The following is a 16,099-nucleotide window of genomic DNA, read 5'->3' on the forward strand; positions in this document are numbered from 1 at the left end:
TATGAAAAAATTAATACTGGCTTTAGCTTTAGCGTCTTTTGGTTCAATGGCCACCCCAAGTGTTGTTGCCGGTGATGACGTTGCACAAGTAAATCCAATTGTCGCTAAGTTTAAAGCGCTAGGACTTACGGTTAAAGACATCAAACCAAGCCCAATCGCGGGTTTAAAAGAGCTTATAACCGATAAAGGCGTGATGTATGCCAGTGAAAGCGGCCAGTTTTTAATTCAAGGTACATTAATTGATTTGGATAATCGCGTTAATTTAACTGAGCAAGCGCTGGGCAGTGTTCGTAAAGAAGGTGTAGCACAATATGTTGATTCAATGATTGTGTATAAAGCACCTGAAGAAAAACATCAAATTACCGTATTTACCGACATTACCTGTGGTTATTGCCGCAAATTGCATCGTGAATTACAAGATTATTTAGATGCAGGGATCACTGTGCGTTATTTGGCATTTCCGCGTGGGGGTGTGAGTAGTGAGGGTTATAACGATTTAATGAATGTATGGTGTGCCAGCGATAAATTAAAAGCGATGACTGACGCAAAAGCAGGTGACAAAATTGCTAAAATTGAGCGTTGTAATGCACCTGTTGGCGAACATTATCAATTAGGCCAAAGTTTTGGTATTAATGGTACGCCAGCCATTATTTTAGAAGACGGCACGCTTATTCCTGGTTACCAACCTGCTGTCGCATTAAAAGCACAATTAGACAGCATAAACTAAGGTTGTTTTCATATTTAAAAGGCCGAAAGGCCTTTTTTTGTTGATGTTTTTTAAGTTTTATTTTGATGTTAAGAGGCTAAATGCAAAAGCAAATTGTGGCACGAGCCAAAGTTGATGACAGCTATTTACCAGTCGAACTTCACCCTGTGATCAAACAAATTTATGCCTCTAGAGGAGTTAAGCACTCAAAAGAGCTCAATAATAATGCCGCTTCATTATTAAATTTTAACTTGCTTAAGGGAATTGATACGGCAAGTGAGATTTTAATCAACGCATTAAAATGTCAGCAAAAAATACTCATTGTAGGCGATTTTGATGCCGATGGCGCAACCAGTACCGCCACTTTAGTAAGCGGCTTAAAAATGTTTGGTTTTTTGCATGTTGATTATTTGGTGCCCAATCGTTTTGAGCTTGGCTATGGTTTAAGCCCGCAATTGGCACGACAAGTTGTCGCGCTCGGCGCTGACTTATTGATCACAGTTGATAACGGCATTTCCTGCGTTGCAGGAGTTGAGATTGTCAAAGCGGCAGGCATGCAAGTGATTGTTACCGACCACCATTTACCGGGAGAGCATCTGCCGCCTGCTGATGCCATTGTTAATCCAAATCAGCATGGTTGCAATTTTCCATCAAAATCATTGGCGGGCGTAGGGGTTGCTTTTTATTTGCTGGTGGCGCTACGCCATTATTTACGCACCGAGCAATGGTTTGCCAATTTAGGCCAAGTAGAACCGAACATTGCTCAACTGCTTGATTTAGTGGCTTTAGGTACGGTTGCTGATGTGGTGGCATTGGATGCTAATAATCGTATTTTGGTACACCAAGGATTAGCGCGTATTCGCTCAGGGAAAACTCGCCCAGGAATTGCTGCGTTAATTGAAGTGGCCAAACGCATGCCTGCGCGCTTAAGTGCGTCTGATTTTGGCTTTTCATTGGCACCAAGGCTCAATGCAGCAGGGCGCTTAGATGATATGAGTTTAGGGATCGCATGTTTGTTAAGCTCGGAAATAAATCATGCTAAACGCATAGCCGGTGAGCTTGATAGTTTAAATGTCGAGCGCCGTGAAATCGAACAAAGCATGCAAGTGGAGGCGCAAGTGGCGCTTGATAAATTACTCAAAGCGCAGCAAAGCGTGCCCGATGCGGTCTGTTTATATCAAGACGATTGGCATCAAGGGGTGATTGGCATTTTGGCAGGGCGCTTAAAGGAAAAGTACCATCGACCCACGATTATTTTTGCTTTGGGCGATAACGACGAGTTAAAAGGCTCTTGTCGCTCGATTGAAGGTTTACACATGCGTGATGTGCTCGAAGCCATTAATACACAGCATCCTGATTTAATTATTAAATTTGGCGGGCATGCTATGGCGGCGGGGTTGTCGATTCAGGCAAATAACTTTGAGCGCTTTAAAGCTGTTTTTTTACATGCCGTCAGTGCAATTTTAACGCCTGAACATAAACAAAGTTTAGTGCTTACTGATGGTGAGCTCCCCAGTGAATGTTATACCTTAGATTTTGCCCAGCTGATTAAACAATCAGGTCCTTGGGGGCAAGCCTTTGCAGAGCCTGTTTTTGCCGATACTTTTATGCTTATTCAGCAGCGTTTGGTGGGTGAAAAACATTTAAAGCTAGTGCTTAAACACCAAAGTGGTTTATTGCTCGATGCCATTGCATTTAATGTTGATTTACAGCGCTGGCCAAATGTGGCTGTTTCGCAGGTTCATGCTGCGTTTGTACTCGATATTAACGAATTTCGTGGCAAATTTAGTTTGCAGTTATTAGTGCGTGAGCTCCAAGGGGTCAGCTAAGCTCTGTCTTTTTTAAGCTGTAAAATAGTGTTCGCATTTTTTAGTTCTAATTTATTGCTAAAAAAAGCGGGTTAAAGCTGACCAAAGTAGATTTTTTTTGCTAAAATTCGCCGATTTGATAGCTAAGTCCTATTTATTCGTCTTTTAGACTAAAAAGGCCTCATTGTTGTTTTGTTTTTTGGAGTAAATACATGTTTGAAGTGAATCCTGTGATTAATCAAATCAAGGACATCCGCGAACGTACCGACCTTTTACGGGGGTATCTTTGACTACCCTAATAAAAAAGAGCGTTTAGAAGAAGTAAACGGTGAATTAGAAGATTCAAACGTCTGGAATGATCCTGAAAAAGCGCAAACGCTTGGACGTGAGAAGGTCGCTCTTGAAACGGTAGTTGAAACCATTGACGAACTAGATGCCGGCACAGATGATGTTGAAGGCTTGATTGAATTAGCCATTGAAGCTGAAGATCTAGATACCTTTAACGAAGCTGAAAAAGAAGCGGCTGATTTAGTCGCAAAACTCGAAAAGCTAGAATTTCGCCGTATGTTTTCGGGCGATTTTGACCAAAATGATGCCTACCTAGATTTACAAGCGGGTTCTGGCGGCACGGAAGCACAAGATTGGTGTAACATGCTGCTGCGGATGTATTTACGCTGGGCTGATGCCAAAGGCTTTAAAGCTGAATTGGTTGAAGCAACTGATGGGGATGTCGCTGGTATTAAAGGCGCTACAGTTCGCATTGTAGGTGAATATGCATATGGTTGGTTACGTACCGAAACGGGCGTTCATCGCTTAGTCCGTAAAAGCCCATTTGACTCAGGCGGTCGTCGTCACACTTCGTTTGCCTCTGCGTTTGTTTACCCAGAAATTGACGACAATATTAAAATTGATATTAATCCGGCTGACTTACGTATTGACGTATACCGTGCATCAGGCGCAGGTGGTCAGCACGTAAATACCACAGAATCTGCGGTACGTATCACTCACTTGCCAACCAATACCGTTGTACAGTGTCAAAATGAGCGTTCGCAACATAAAAATAAAGACCAAGCAATGAAGCAGTTAAAAGCGAAATTGTTTGAGCTTGAGTTACACAAGCAAAATGCTGAAAAGCAAACCCAAGAAGATGCAAAATCAGACATCGGTTGGGGCAGCCAAATTCGTTCTTATGTTCTTGATGATTCAAGAATTAAAGACTTACGTACAGGTATTGAAAATCGTAATACGCAAGCCGTCCTTGATGGCGACTTAGATAAATTTATTGAAGCCAGCCTTAAATCTGGCCTATAACCACCAAGCTAAATAAGAGCTATGAACATGACTGATCAAATCCAAGACGAAAATAAGTTAATTGCTGAGCGTCGTGCCAAGTTAGATGCAATTCGCGCCAACTGCCCGGCCAATGGTCATCCAAATACCTTCCGCCGTGAAGATTACACAGCAGATTTAGAAGCTAAGTTTGGTGATAAATCGAAAGAAGAATTAACTGAACTACACCATGAAGTGGCGATTGCTGGACGTATTTTAGCAAAACGTGGCCCATTCTTTTTATTACAAGATATGAAAGGTCGCATTCAGGCGTATGCTTCAAAAGAAGCGCAGCAAGATCTTAAAGCAAAATATGGCCAGCTTGATATTGGCGACATTATCTCTGTTAAAGGTCCATTAAATAAATCAGGTAAAGGCGATTTATATGTTGATATGGTTGAATATCAACTATTAACTAAGTCGTTACGTCCATTACCAGAAAAATTCCATGGTTTATCTGACCAAGAAACCAAATACCGTCAACGTTATGTTGATTTAATCACCAATATGGATACTCGTGAGACGTTCCGTATTCGTTCTAAAGTGATTGATGGCATTCGTCGTTTCTTAGTTGACCGTGACTTCATGGAAGTTGAAACGCCAATGCTACACATTATTCCTGGTGGCGCGTCAGCTCGTCCGTTTGTGACTCACCATAATGCCCTTGATATCGATATGTATTTACGTATTGCGCCTGAGCTTTACTTAAAGCGTTTAGTTGTGGGTGGTTTTGAGCGTGTTTTTGAAATTAATCGTAATTTCCGTAACGAAGGCTTATCAACACGTCATAATCCTGAGTTCACTATGATTGAATTCTACCAAGCGTATGCCGATTACATCGATATGATGAATTTAACTGAGGACATGCTGCGTACTGTGGCACAAGATGTCCTTGGTACTACGTTAATTGTTAACACAGTTAAAAATGCAGACGGCGAAGTGACGGACACCATTGAATATGACTTTGGTAAACCGTTTACGCGCTTATCAATGTCTGATGCGATTTTAAAATACAACCCAGACTTTAAGCCGGAAGTATTCAAAGATCCTGAAAATCATTTTGAAGAGTTAAAAGCGTACGCAAAACAACTTCATGTGAAAATTCCTGAAAACTGTGTTTGGGGCCCAGGCAAGTTTTTATGTGAAATTTTTGAAGAGACGGCAGAGCATAAACTAATTCAACCTACCTTCATTACTGAATACCCATGGGAAGTATCACCGCTCGCTCGTCGTAACGACGACAATGCATTTATTACCGACCGTTTTGAATTCTTTGTTGGTGGCCGTGAATTAGCAAATGGTTTCTCTGAGCTTAATGATGCACAAGATCAAGCTGAGCGTTTCTCTCGCCAAGTGGAAGAGAAAGATGCCGGTGATGATGAAGCAATGCATTATGACGAAGATTATATCCGTGCACTTGAGTTTGGTTTACCACCAACTGCGGGTGAGGGGATTGGTATTGACCGTTTAGTGATGTTATTCACTAACTCATCAACAATTAAAGATGTTCTTCTGTTTCCACACATGCGTCCAGAAGCTGAATAAGCGTTTTTGATTGTAATAAAAAACGCCGCAAATTTTTGCGGCGTTTTTTTTTATAAACTGTAGCTCAAGAGAAGTTTAACCTAGTTAATCTGAGCTTTGGTTAAGAGATTGTCTAACGTATTGATATTGAATTGGTAGATGTTTTTTCAAGTCTGTAGCCGGAAACTTTTAAGGATAACAAGGCGAGTTTACGCGTCAATAGCTGGCCTATTGTAAGTAAATTCAACGTAGTTATCGTTGAAAATAGTCACTGGAGATAGATTTATTATCCAGAGTTCAGGTTAGTTAATCCAAAGCAGGTCAATCTCACGCTGTTAGCATTGAAAGTCGCAGTTTGAAATTGAATTATTAAACCGTTAGCAAGGTTGCTGTGTAGCCCTTAATAAAAAACGTCATCCAATTTACCTCATTTATCCCCTTAATTGACCTTTCAACACTTAGTGAGTTTTCTATTATTTTAAACCGTTATTGTTGCCACCCACTCAAAAACCAAATTGGTAAAACACAAAGGACAAGCAATGGAAGATTTCACAACAATATTGAGCAACATGACCGCTGTCGAATACGCGATTGTTATCCCTCTCATGCTAGCGATTTACTTTATTCCTACTATATTAGCGTTATTTTTTAACCGTAAATATTTAAAAGTAATTGCCATTGTTAATGTACCCGCTGGGTTTTCTATAATTGCATGGTGTGGATTAATTATTGTCGCAGTTACCGGCAGTGCATCAGAAAAGGTCTTAAAAAAATTAAAATTAGATAAGTATATTCCAGCAAAAACAACTCAGTCGGCAGAGTGATACTTATATAGGTGTTACGAGGTAAAATTGATGGTGTTCACAAGAGCGTAAATAAGTATGGATATTACGCAAAAATTCAATAAATAAGCCGTTCTGTTCAAACTATGGCCATACGGCTTAAAATGAACAGAAAAGTGTTTGACTTATTTTCTGAATTCTTTATTATACGCCCCACAAGACGGAGAGGTGGCCGAGTGGCCGAAGGCGCTCCCCTGCTAAGGGAGTATAGGGTTTGTAGCCCTATCGAGGGTTCGAATCCCTCCTTCTCCGCCATTTTTTAAATGGTTGTCTTGTAGAAAACCGGATGCATAGCTCAGCTGGATAGAGTACTCGGCTACGAACCGAGCGGTCGGAGGTTCGAATCCTCCTGCGTCCACCATCTTTTCTCGATGTAAAAAGGGAAGTTCGTCAGTAGGAACTAAAATTATTTATCCGATGGATGCATAGCTCAGCTGGATAGAGTACTCGGCTACGAACCGAGCGGTCGGAGGTTCGAATCCTCCTGCGTCCACCATCTTTTCTCGATGTAAAAAGGGAAGTTCGTCAGTAGGAACTAAAATTATTTATCCGATGGATGCATAGCTCAGCTGGATAGAGTACTCGGCTACGAACCGAGCGGTCGGAGGTTCGAATCCTCCTGCGTCCACCATCTTTTCTCGATGTAAAAAGGGAAGTTCGTCAGTAGGAACTAAAATTATTTATCCGATGGATGCATAGCTCAGCTGGATAGAGTACTCGGCTACGAACCGAGCGGTCGGAGGTTCGAATCCTCCTGCGTCCACCATCTTTCACTTTAGAGTGAAATAAAAAGCCTACCTTGAGTAGGTTTTTTTATGCCTGAAATTCAGCTTCTTTATTATTCTAATATTCATTTCAATGATCACTTTTGGCGCTTTTGCCGTATAGTGGATAAACTGTTACTTTATAAATGTAGGCAAAATGAGTTGTCGTCAATTCCTAACTGTTATGGTGATTTTATTCAGCTTAACCGGTTGTTCTACAACGTTTGTTTATAACAATTTACCTTGGTTGTCTCAGTATTGGCTTGATGACTATGTTGATTTGAACAAACAACAAGCTAGCCAGTTTAAACAAGAGATTGAAACGTTGCGCCGATGGCACAAAACAGAAGCATTACCACAGTACCAAGCTCAGCTAAAAGTAATTCAACAAAATGTATTAGTAACTAATGACCCAAATGATTTCTTGATGTGGCGACAGCAACTTGAAGGATTTTGGCAAGCGTTGTTACTTCAAGCGAAAGACCCCCTAATTGAGCTCGCTTTAACTTTAACATTTGAGCAGCGCCAGCAATTTATCAAAAATGTCACGAAAAAAATAAATCAGCAACAGGATGAATTTGCACAATTGAACCAAGTTAGTCTTATCGAAAAAAAGCGTGATCGAGTCACTGGCAATCTCAAAAATTGGTTCGGTAAGCTAACAACAGAGCAAAAGCTACTAGTAGATCAAAATGTAAATACATCTGGTTCAATGCAAGGTTTATGGCTTGAATATAAGCAGCGACGTTTAGCTGCTATCAGCGAGTTATTTTTACAACCCGTTATTGACGAGGCTGTATTTCGATATCGATTAGCCGATATCATTGTTAATTCAGACCAGTTTAAGCCTGAACAACTTTTGCTCCTCTCAAGCGCAGACAAGCAATTAAATGCTGACTTTTTACATCAAATAGTGGGTACTCTAACGACAAAACAACAACAGCAGTTATTGAAAGAAATCGATAAGTGGTCCCGCGATATCAACAGTATTATGAACGAAGTCGATTAATATCGGATAATCGAGTTAATATGGGCAGTGGCTCATGATTAAGGTATGATCGGTTTTTTTATTGGTGAGTTCGCATGTCATTTAATTTTAGTTTTGTACTTGATAAACCTTATTTTATTGAGTGTTTCGAACAGTCTGAATTAGTTAACTTAGCACCGAAGCGTAAATTAATTTTTGCAGGTGGTTTTATATTAGCTGGCTTACTACTGAATCGATTTTCAGAGACAGGGCAATTTGCTGCTTATTTATTAATGGGAATGGGTGTACTTGAGTTTATCGCTTATTACTACCGTAAACCTTGGTGGGTGGCGCGACAAATGTGGAGTCGCTCAGCAAATGTGACCGTGACACTGATTATTGATGAAGAAAAAATGGCAACACAAAGCATTTATCATCAATTAGTGATTTATTGGGCAGACTTAGCCCGTGTGATAGATACACCCAAAGGAATTATTGTGGTCACGACTAAAAATAGTCGTCATTATTTATCAAAAGCCTATGTAGATGAACAGGCGATTGATTACATTAAACAAAAGTTGATCCCAAGCTAAATAAAATAACCTCAATATTGGATAGTCAGTCTAAGTGATATTCAATATCTTGCTAAATATCTTATCCAGATCTTGGGTTCAATAGTATACCAAAAGGGTAAAAGGGATCTCTTTTACCCTGATCGGTTAGCGATATAAAGGGCTCCAGGCGCATGTGCGGTAGCCATTCTTTTCAAAGTAAAAATTTGAGCAATTATCGTCATAATTACTATTGCCTATATCTACACGATATCCACTGATATACGCATTGTGTAACGATACAAATCGACCGTTATATAAAAGTGACCAATGAACATGAGGGCCACTCGATTGACCTCCCTCACATAACGCAGCTGAGTAATTATTTGCGTAACGACCAAGCCATGCGCCAGCTGAAATCACATCTCCCGTATTATATTGCACATTATCCATATGATAATAACTCGTTGCGTAGCCGCTTGAGTGGGTGACTCGAATATTACAGGCTGAATAGCGCGTTACTTGCCCACCATGAGAAGCTTGAACCCAAGGGGTGTTGCTACCCCAACCACCAGAGCCATTATTAAAATCTAATGATGAAAATGGGTAGCCTGAACCTGTATTTGAGTGTGCCCCCCCACTGTACCAAGCGCTACCGCTTTGCCATGGAAATGTCATGTAAAAGTTTGCTGCTTGGATCGTTTGTTTTGATTCTGAGCTTATGTCTGCATCAATTAATAGTGATTCCCCATTAGAGACATGTTTATAGGCAGCTAATAATTGATTAAATAGCGTTGAGCTGTGTTGAGTAACGTGTTCAGTTTGCACGTTTGATTCGGCCAATAAGCTTTGAATGGCAAAAGTGGCAGGGGTATTTATTTGCAATTGAGCGAATTTATTTTGTGACAATGCTTGTTCAAACGCATAAAAACGAGCACTTAATTGAATAGCAATCTCTTTTACTTGTTGGTCAAAACCTCGCTTATTTGATAGCCCATTTAAAGGGCTATCAAATTTATCATCAGAGGGATTAGATACCAGTTCACTTTGCAACTCTATTAAAGCAATGAGTAGTTTAGGATTAATGCTGCTATAGCCTGCCCAATGCAAAATGACTTCCTGCTTTTTTTGAAGTGATGGGGCATGAAGCGAGAAATAGTTAGGCCAGTCTAGTTTGTTAAGCTGGTTGTTGAATAAAAAAGTATCCGAATCAATTATTTGTAAGCTATTTGTTTTAATTGACGCTAAGTGTAGGTCTGATAATTCGAATACGTCGTTGTGATGTGGTTCTGCGAAGAGAGGTTGGTTAAAGAGCATCGAGACTAATAAAGTGGCGGTGCTGATTGTGAAATGTGGCATATGTTTTTTCATATTTAGTTCCCTTATTGTGTACTTTTTTAAATCAATTACACTTTAGGTAATTGTTGCAAATTTGTAATAGTCTTTATTTGTACCTTATATGGGTTTTTGTTATAAGTATATAAATACATTTATGTAATGTATTGTTTGCTTTTTAATCTGGTGGTGGAGCTTGCGTGAGTATTTTTAGTGTTAATTTTTTATTATCAGTAAGTTATGTTTTTTCACTTGAGTTTTTATTAGGGCTTTTGAATAAAATTGATAGCTAAAATGAAATTATTCACTTTTTATTCATATTTCAGTTTACGTTAACGTCAATGAACTTTGGTTGTTTTTTGAGTGTCACCGTTTTTATTAAGGCGGGCGAGTTCAGCGTTTAATTGCATAAAATCTTTTTCATGCTTGTGAATCTATTTGTACTGTTGGATTTATTCTGTTTTTTGATGTCAGCTATCTTTATTTTTAGTATGGAATTTCCGTACCCCCACTGTTAAATTAATGTTTACTATGTTAGCTTGTGATTAATTGGTTTTACCAATTGACAATGTTTAGTTGGTTGGTAATATGCTTTTTATTCGTTTTAAGTGAATATTTATTTTAATTGGTGGTGTTTACTTAGTGGCTTATTCATGGGGGTGAGGAAATGGATATAGCGTCGTCGTTGATGCAAGCTGCAAACATTATGTTAACAGGCATGGTGGTTGTGTTTATTTTTTTAGTTATTTTAATTGGCGCTATCAAGCTGATGTCCCATCTGGTGGGCCAGGAAGTTGAGCCAATCAAGTCAAATCCATCAAGGGCATTTAAGGCGACAGCAACGTCAAGTGCTCATATTGCTGCAATTTCTGCGGCAGTTCATCAATATCGTAATCAAGAAAAAAAATAAGGGCGAGAGATGTCAAAATTAAAGCTAACCGAACTCGTTTTACGTGACGCACACCAATCATTATTAGCAACTCGCTTGCGTTTAGAAGATATGTTGCCGATTGCTGAAAAGCTCGACCAAGCAGGTTATTGGTCAATTGAATCATGGGGTGGTGCAACGTTTGATTCTTGTATTCGCTATCTAGGTGAAGATCCTTGGCATCGTATTCGTGCGCTTAAAAAAGCGATGCCTAATACCAAGCAACAAATGTTACTCCGTGGCCAAAATTTATTAGGCTACCGTCACTATGCTGATGATGTCGTTGAAAAATTTGTTGAACGAGCTCATGCAAATGGTGTTGACGTATTCCGTATTTTTGATGCGATGAATGATGTACGCAATCTTGAAACTGCAATCAAAGCAGCGATTAAAGTTGGGGCTCACGCCCAAGGTACCATTTCATATACAGTGAGTCCTGTTCATACTTTAGATATGTGGCTCACGCTTGCCAAGCAACTTGAAGATATGGGGTGTCACTCAATTTGTATTAAGGATATGGCTGGCTTGTTAAAGCCATATGATGCTGAAATATTAATTAAAGCCCTAAAAGAAACAGTTTCAGTGCCTATTGCGATGCAGTGTCATGCAACAACAGGTTTAAGTACTGCCACGTACCAAAAAGCCATTGATGCAGGCATTGATATGCTTGATACCGCAATTTCATCGATGAGTATGACCTACGGTCATAGTGCGACCGAAACCATAGTTGCAATCGTTGAAGGAACGCCTCGTGATACTGAATTAAATCTAGGTGAACTTGAAGAAATAGCTGCTTATTTTCGTGATGTTCGTAAAAAATATGCTGCATTTGAAGGAAGCCTTAAAGGGGTTGATGGCCGTATTTTATTGGCTCAAGTGCCAGGCGGTATGCTAACCAATATGGAAAATCAGCTCAAAGAGCAAGGTGCGGCAGATAAGCTTGATCAAGTGTTACTTGAAATACCTAAAGTGCGTGAAGAGTTAGGGTTTTTACCATTAGTGACGCCTACCTCGCAAATTGTAGGTACTCAAGCTGTTTTAAATGTCTTAACGGGTGAGCGCTATAAAACGATTACCAAAGAAACTGCGGGCGTTTTAAAAGGTGAATATGGAGCTACCCCAGCACCGGTCAATGCTGCACTTCAAGAGCGAGTTCTAGCAGGCGCTGAAGCAATTACGTGTCGCCCAGCAGATTTAATTAAACCTGAGCTCGATATCTTAGAAAAAGAGTTATATGAATTAGCCAAAGATGAAGGCATCACATTGGCAGATGAAGCCATTGATGACGTTTTAACGTATGCCTTGTTCCCGCAAATCGGCTTAAAGTTTTTAAAGAATAAAAACAATCCATCTGCATTTGAACCTGTACCGTGTGGCGAGAGTCAAGCAAAAGCGGAAGTGAAACCAGCAGCACCTACTACAGTGGGCTCAACAGAACATTATAGCGTTCAGGTTGATGGCAAAGTGTATAACGTTGTTGTTGCACCTAATGGTCAATTAAAAGATGTGCAACTCAAAGACAGTGAGTTAATGCCGCAATCAGCTTCACTTGAGGGTGGCGAAACATTGAATGCGCCTCTAACCGGTAACATTTTTAAAGTAAAAGTGAAACCTGGGCAACATGTTGAGCGTGGTGACGTGGTGATTATCATGGAAGCAATGAAAATGGAAACTGAGATCAGAGCTGTAAGTTCTGGCACAGTGGCTGAGATTTTCACATCAGAAGGTGACTCTGTGGCCACTGGTGACCCTTTATTGTCGTTAGTGTAGGGGTTTTCATGGAAGCATTATTAAGTTTATGGCACGCTACAGGGCTTGCCAACTTTGAACTATCTCAACTGCTCATGATCGTGGTGGGGTGTGTCTTACTTTATTTGGCGATTGCCAGAGGGTTTGAACCTTTATTGTTACTCCCGATAGGGTTTGGAGCAATATTAACGAATATTCCACTGGCTGGGTTATCCGATGAAGGAGGCTTACTGTATTACGTGTACCATATAGGTATTGATACGGGGGTTTTTCCGCTATTAATCTTTATGGGCGTGGGGGCATTAACGGATTTTAGTGCACTGATTGCTAACCCTAGAATGTTGCTATTAGGTGCAGCGGCGCAGTTTGGTATTTTCGCAACCTTGTTTGGTGCAATTTTACTCAATTACGTCCCAGGTTTTGAATTTACCTTGGCAGATGCATCGGCCATTGCAATTATCGGTGGGGCCGATGGCCCAACAGCAATTTTCTTGGCTTCGAAGCTTGCGCCTGATTTACTCGGTGCTATCGCGGTTGCTGCTTATTCATACATGGCACTAGTACCAATTATTCAGCCGCCCATTATGCGAGCATTGACCACCGAAGCTGAACGTTCAATTCAAATGCCACAGCTACGGACGGTATCGAAAAAAGAGAAAGTTATTTTTCCACTGTTAGTGTTGTCGTTAACCATTATGTTTTTACCAGCAGCAGCGCCATTAATTGGTATGTTTTGTTTAGGTAATCTAATGCGTGAATCGGGAGTGGTTGATCGCTTATCGAATACAGCACAAAACGAGCTTATCAATATCACCACAATATTTTTAGGTTTAGCTGTAGGTTCTAAATTAGCCGCCGATAAGTTCTTAACCGTAGAAACCTTAGGTATTTTAGTGCTTGGTGCAATAGCTTTTGGTATTGGAACGGCATCTGGAGTATTTATGGCGCGTTTGATGAATAAATTCTCAAAGACGCCTATTAACCCACTTATTGGTGCTGCAGGTGTTTCGGCAGTGCCCATGGCAGCAAGGGTTGTTAATAAAGTCGGTTTAGAGGCAAACCCTCATAACTTCTTATTAATGCATGCAATGGGGCCTAATGTGGCGGGTGTACTTGGTAGTGCCGTTGCAGCGGGTATTTTACTTGCCCTTGTCGGATAGAGTTTGTGATACGTCTCCCAACGTAGATACTTTTAGCGGCCAATAGGCCGCTTTTTTTATGTTAGTATTAATAAAAATAAGCTTTTTAAGTGGTTTAGATTTATGAATGCATTGATTTTAATTGTTGTACTGTTTGGTGCGTTACTTATTTTACTGCCTTTAATTGAGCGTTTTGGCCCTCGTTATTCACCTGAAAAAATGGCCAAAATCAGTCGCTGGGTTTGGCCATTATTAATGATTTTATTGGTCACTCAATTAGTTAAGGCAATGCTTGGATAAGTATTTGGTTTACTCCCATCTAAATCATGCGGTCTGGCACTGTCACCTAAACGATAATCACATACACCATCTGGAAAAATAGCCGCTAACTGCGCTTCGTACGCTGTCATATCATGACTACCATAAAAACCTGAGGCTATGGCTGTTGCAACCGAAACGGTATGACATTTAAAAATACTACCAGACCACGGACCACCGGCTTGAATGCGGCTATTAGAATAAATAGGGAATTGTTTTGCGCAGTCACCTTGTGGCTGTTGATTCCATTTATCATTCCAAACATGTGCACCTTGCGCGAGTACCGTGCCATCAGCACTAAAGCAGCGATCACTTACTTCATCCTGATTTAAATCTTTTGGCGCTAAAAGCCATTTATCCATAGCTGAAAAAGCCTCATCAAGGGGAGTGTAGGCAGGATCAGCAATCCAAATTTTATGATTGCGTATATCGCCTGTTTGCGCAGCAATTCGCAGGCGAGTCGCAAATGCAGTAGATACATGATGCATATTGAGTTCGGGTTCTAAATAGTGATGGATATCAATGGTAGGAATATCGTTATAGCCTAAAAATACTTGGCCATAACGGTATGCACGTTCAATGGCCATTAAAGAGGCTTGGCTGCGTTTTGCTGGGCCATCATCTGGTTGATTAATATTATGATTACTCCACTGGCTTAACCAAATGCCAATTTTGGTAAACGGAATAAAGAGCAATTGCTCTTGTTTCATTTGATGCGCTGGTTTCCAGCCACCAATTTGATAATTTAAATCAATGAATTGCTGAGGGGTGATTTGGTTATTTTGTAGTGCAACTAGGCCATACTGCACAGCTTGATTATCCCAAATCGAATTGGCAAAGCCATGATCATCTTTTCCAAACACATTGGCTAAGTCTTGCCAATAACTCCAGTGGGTTACCCGTTTTACATTAGGGCTAAAGTTTGGCTTTAAAAAGCCTTGATCTGGATTGTTGACTAAGGCACTTAAACCAAAATACCCATTTATACATTCGCTGTAATTTTTTGGTAAGTAAGGTTTTTTAAGATGAAGCAGTTGGTTTATTGGATAAAAAAACCACGATTTATGTTCGGTTTCATTATTGTTAAGCCCCTCAATGGCCAATTTTCGTTCACTATTATCCCAAAATGCTAAATCGCTGCGAAAGGTATAATAGTTATTAAATAAATCACAATCGAGCGCATAAAGAGTTTGGCTCACCATGTCGGGGTAGGAATACAATGGCAGTGCGCCATCGATTAATCCTGGGGCATTTTGCGCGAGTAAGTATTGAGCAAGCCCGCCGCCTGAGCCGCCTATTCCTACGGTATAAAGTGGCTCGCCATACAAGGCAATAAACTGCTTTTTAACCCGCACTGCTGTTTCTTCAGCTTGTAGCATGTTGTAGGTATAGCTGGTTTTATTGCCGGAACTAGAAACTACCGCATAGCCCTTTTTTAATTGGGCAAAACGACGTTCAATTAGTTGGGTTGGGTCGAGTTTTCCTTGCAAAAAACCAATGCCAACACCTCCTGCAAATTGATAAATTAAACGTTTATTCCACAATGAGCTTGCTTTTCTATCGGTTATTTCAGATGCAGCGATCGGCATCATGATGGCGTAGATATAACGATTAATTGAGCCTTGCTCTACACGTAATAAGATTTCAGAGTCAGCGAGTTTGAGAGAGGTTAAATCAGATACCTCATGGTATTCGTTTTCATTTTTTGCGACATAAAATCGAATTTGTGTTTTAACCAAACAATCTTTACTAAAACCCAGTACATGATTCGTTAGTTGACCATTTTGTTGTTTAAAAACAGGAGTACCTAATAATTCATGATTATCTATTTCAGGTTGACCAAGACCTGACTCGAGCGATGAACAAGCAAACGGATAGCCTAAATCACCTGAATAAAGTGGTAAGTAAGGGCCAATTTCACCTTCTTTAATTGGAAACTCAAAGGTTTCATCCGGTCGGGGGCTATAACGAATATGATGATGGATGCTGAGCAATGGCGCTTCAACAGTGTTCGCTATTGTGAGTACTTGCCGATACTGGTAGGGAGTATCACTGCAAGTACCCAGAGCAAAGGTGCAGAGTAAAAGCGGAATTAACGACTTAGAAAAGTTCATACAGACCTCCTAATACAACCTAATG

At 40.3% G+C, this 16,099-nt stretch carries 13 protein-coding genes and 5 tRNA genes; 16 read left to right on the forward strand and 2 right to left on the reverse strand.

Annotation, left to right across the window (positions count from 1 at the left end):
* Nucleotide 1 precedes the first annotated feature (1 nt).
* The 12 genes from dsbC (at nt 2) to AC3KZC_RS04060 (ending at nt 8,533) form a co-directional block, all read left to right on the forward strand.
* Complete coding sequence (gene dsbC / locus AC3KZC_RS04005; protein WP_490579633.1) at nt 2-727, forward strand: bifunctional protein-disulfide isomerase/oxidoreductase DsbC; 726 nt, start codon at nt 2-4, stop codon at nt 725-727.
* 80 nt (nt 728-807) lie between these two features.
* A complete protein-coding gene (gene recJ / locus AC3KZC_RS04010; protein ID WP_490579634.1) occupies nt 808-2,535 on the forward strand; it encodes a single-stranded-DNA-specific exonuclease RecJ in 1,728 nt (575 codons plus the stop codon).
* A gap of 191 nt (nt 2,536-2,726) precedes the next feature.
* Nucleotides 2,727-3,825 (forward strand): peptide chain release factor 2 gene (gene prfB / locus AC3KZC_RS04015; RefSeq protein WP_490579635.1). Its coding sequence is split into 2 segments (ribosomal slippage): nt 2,727-2,801 and nt 2,803-3,825, totalling 1,098 coding nucleotides; the frame shifts between segments, so codons are not numbered across the junction.
* A gap of 27 nt (nt 3,826-3,852) precedes the next feature.
* Entirely contained in the window at nt 3,853-5,388 is a 1,536-nt protein-coding gene (gene lysS, locus AC3KZC_RS04020) for a lysine--tRNA ligase (RefSeq protein ID WP_490579636.1), read from the forward strand.
* Between the two features lie 518 nt (nt 5,389-5,906).
* Nucleotides 5,907-6,191 (forward strand): superinfection immunity protein, encoded by a 285-nt coding sequence (locus AC3KZC_RS04025; RefSeq protein WP_490579637.1) that lies wholly within the window; start codon nt 5,907-5,909, stop codon nt 6,189-6,191.
* A 180-nt stretch (nt 6,192-6,371) separates the two neighbouring features.
* Nucleotides 6,372-6,464: transfer RNA gene (locus AC3KZC_RS04030), tRNA-Ser, on the forward strand.
* Between the two features lie 29 nt (nt 6,465-6,493).
* Nucleotides 6,494-6,570 (forward strand) — tRNA-Arg (locus AC3KZC_RS04035).
* Between the two features lie 58 nt (nt 6,571-6,628).
* Nucleotides 6,629-6,705 (forward strand) — tRNA-Arg (locus tag AC3KZC_RS04040).
* 58 nt (nt 6,706-6,763) lie between these two features.
* A tRNA-Arg gene (locus tag AC3KZC_RS04045) sits at nt 6,764-6,840 on the forward strand.
* A gap of 58 nt (nt 6,841-6,898) precedes the next feature.
* A tRNA-Arg gene (locus AC3KZC_RS04050) sits at nt 6,899-6,975 on the forward strand.
* 155 nt (nt 6,976-7,130) lie between these two features.
* Nucleotides 7,131-7,982: a DUF6279 family lipoprotein gene (locus AC3KZC_RS04055; protein ID WP_490579638.1), complete on the forward strand. Its 852-nt coding sequence runs from the start codon at nt 7,131-7,133 to the stop codon at nt 7,980-7,982.
* A gap of 74 nt (nt 7,983-8,056) precedes the next feature.
* Nucleotides 8,057-8,533, forward strand: coding sequence for a YcxB family protein (locus AC3KZC_RS04060; RefSeq protein ID WP_490579639.1), 477 nt, complete (start codon nt 8,057-8,059; stop codon nt 8,531-8,533).
* Nucleotides 8,534-8,659: 126 nt separating this feature from the next.
* Here the strand turns inward: AC3KZC_RS04060 and AC3KZC_RS04065 are convergent, their stop codons facing one another.
* Nucleotides 8,660-9,862 carry a M23 family metallopeptidase gene (locus AC3KZC_RS04065; protein WP_490579640.1) on the reverse strand — a complete coding sequence of 401 codons (1,203 nt, stop codon included), beginning with the start codon at nt 9,860-9,862 and terminating at the stop codon, nt 8,660-8,662.
* Between the two features lie 631 nt (nt 9,863-10,493).
* Here AC3KZC_RS04065 and AC3KZC_RS04070 point away from each other — a divergent pair.
* The 4 genes from AC3KZC_RS04070 (at nt 10,494) to AC3KZC_RS04085 (ending at nt 13,942) form a co-directional block, all read left to right on the forward strand.
* Entirely contained in the window at nt 10,494-10,736 is a 243-nt protein-coding gene (locus AC3KZC_RS04070; protein ID WP_490579641.1) for an OadG family transporter subunit, read from the forward strand.
* A gap of 9 nt (nt 10,737-10,745) precedes the next feature.
* Entirely contained in the window at nt 10,746-12,524 is a 1,779-nt protein-coding gene (gene oadA, locus AC3KZC_RS04075; RefSeq protein ID WP_490579642.1) for a sodium-extruding oxaloacetate decarboxylase subunit alpha, read from the forward strand.
* A gap of 8 nt (nt 12,525-12,532) precedes the next feature.
* On the forward strand, nt 12,533-13,663 hold the full coding sequence (locus AC3KZC_RS04080) for a sodium ion-translocating decarboxylase subunit beta (RefSeq protein ID WP_490579643.1): 1,131 nt from the start codon (nt 12,533-12,535) through the stop codon (nt 13,661-13,663).
* A 102-nt stretch (nt 13,664-13,765) separates the two neighbouring features.
* The gene (locus tag AC3KZC_RS04085; RefSeq protein WP_490579644.1) at nt 13,766-13,942 is read left to right on the forward strand and encodes a hypothetical protein; all 177 of its coding nucleotides are present in this window, start codon (nt 13,766-13,768) and stop codon (nt 13,940-13,942) included.
* On the opposite strand, the gene AC3KZC_RS04090 is transcribed toward AC3KZC_RS04085, so the two are convergent.
* Nucleotides 13,915-16,074 carry a DUF6351 family protein gene (locus tag AC3KZC_RS04090; protein WP_490579645.1) on the reverse strand — a complete coding sequence of 720 codons (2,160 nt, stop codon included), beginning with the start codon at nt 16,072-16,074 and terminating at the stop codon, nt 13,915-13,917. The genes AC3KZC_RS04085 and AC3KZC_RS04090 overlap by 28 nt on opposite strands.
* Between the last annotated feature and the right edge of the window lie 25 nt (nt 16,075-16,099).

The organism is Pseudoalteromonas sp. J2K-J031 (assembly GCF_058197095.2).

What these genes read in the sequence shown, in the direction of transcription:
- dsbC (WP_490579633.1), top strand. Translation starts at nt 2, where the DNA reads ATGAAAAAATTAATACTGGCTTTAGCTTTAGCGTCTTTTGGTTCAATG.
- recJ (WP_490579634.1), top strand. Translation starts at nt 808, where the DNA reads ATGCAAAAGCAAATTGTGGCACGAGCCAAAGTTGATGACAGCTATTTA.
- lysS (WP_490579636.1), top strand. Translation starts at nt 3,853, where the DNA reads ATGACTGATCAAATCCAAGACGAAAATAAGTTAATTGCTGAGCGTCGT.
- AC3KZC_RS04025 (WP_490579637.1), top strand. Translation starts at nt 5,907, where the DNA reads ATGGAAGATTTCACAACAATATTGAGCAACATGACCGCTGTCGAATAC.
- AC3KZC_RS04055 (WP_490579638.1), top strand. Translation starts at nt 7,131, where the DNA reads ATGAGTTGTCGTCAATTCCTAACTGTTATGGTGATTTTATTCAGCTTA.
- AC3KZC_RS04060 (WP_490579639.1), top strand. Translation starts at nt 8,057, where the DNA reads ATGTCATTTAATTTTAGTTTTGTACTTGATAAACCTTATTTTATTGAG.
- AC3KZC_RS04065 (WP_490579640.1), bottom strand. Translation starts at nt 9,862, where the DNA reads ATGAAAAAACATATGCCACATTTCACAATCAGCACCGCCACTTTATTA.
- AC3KZC_RS04070 (WP_490579641.1), top strand. Translation starts at nt 10,494, where the DNA reads ATGGATATAGCGTCGTCGTTGATGCAAGCTGCAAACATTATGTTAACA.
- oadA (WP_490579642.1), top strand. Translation starts at nt 10,746, where the DNA reads ATGTCAAAATTAAAGCTAACCGAACTCGTTTTACGTGACGCACACCAA.
- AC3KZC_RS04080 (WP_490579643.1), top strand. Translation starts at nt 12,533, where the DNA reads ATGGAAGCATTATTAAGTTTATGGCACGCTACAGGGCTTGCCAACTTT.
- AC3KZC_RS04085 (WP_490579644.1), top strand. Translation starts at nt 13,766, where the DNA reads ATGAATGCATTGATTTTAATTGTTGTACTGTTTGGTGCGTTACTTATT.
- AC3KZC_RS04090 (WP_490579645.1), bottom strand. Translation starts at nt 16,074, where the DNA reads ATGAACTTTTCTAAGTCGTTAATTCCGCTTTTACTCTGCACCTTTGCT.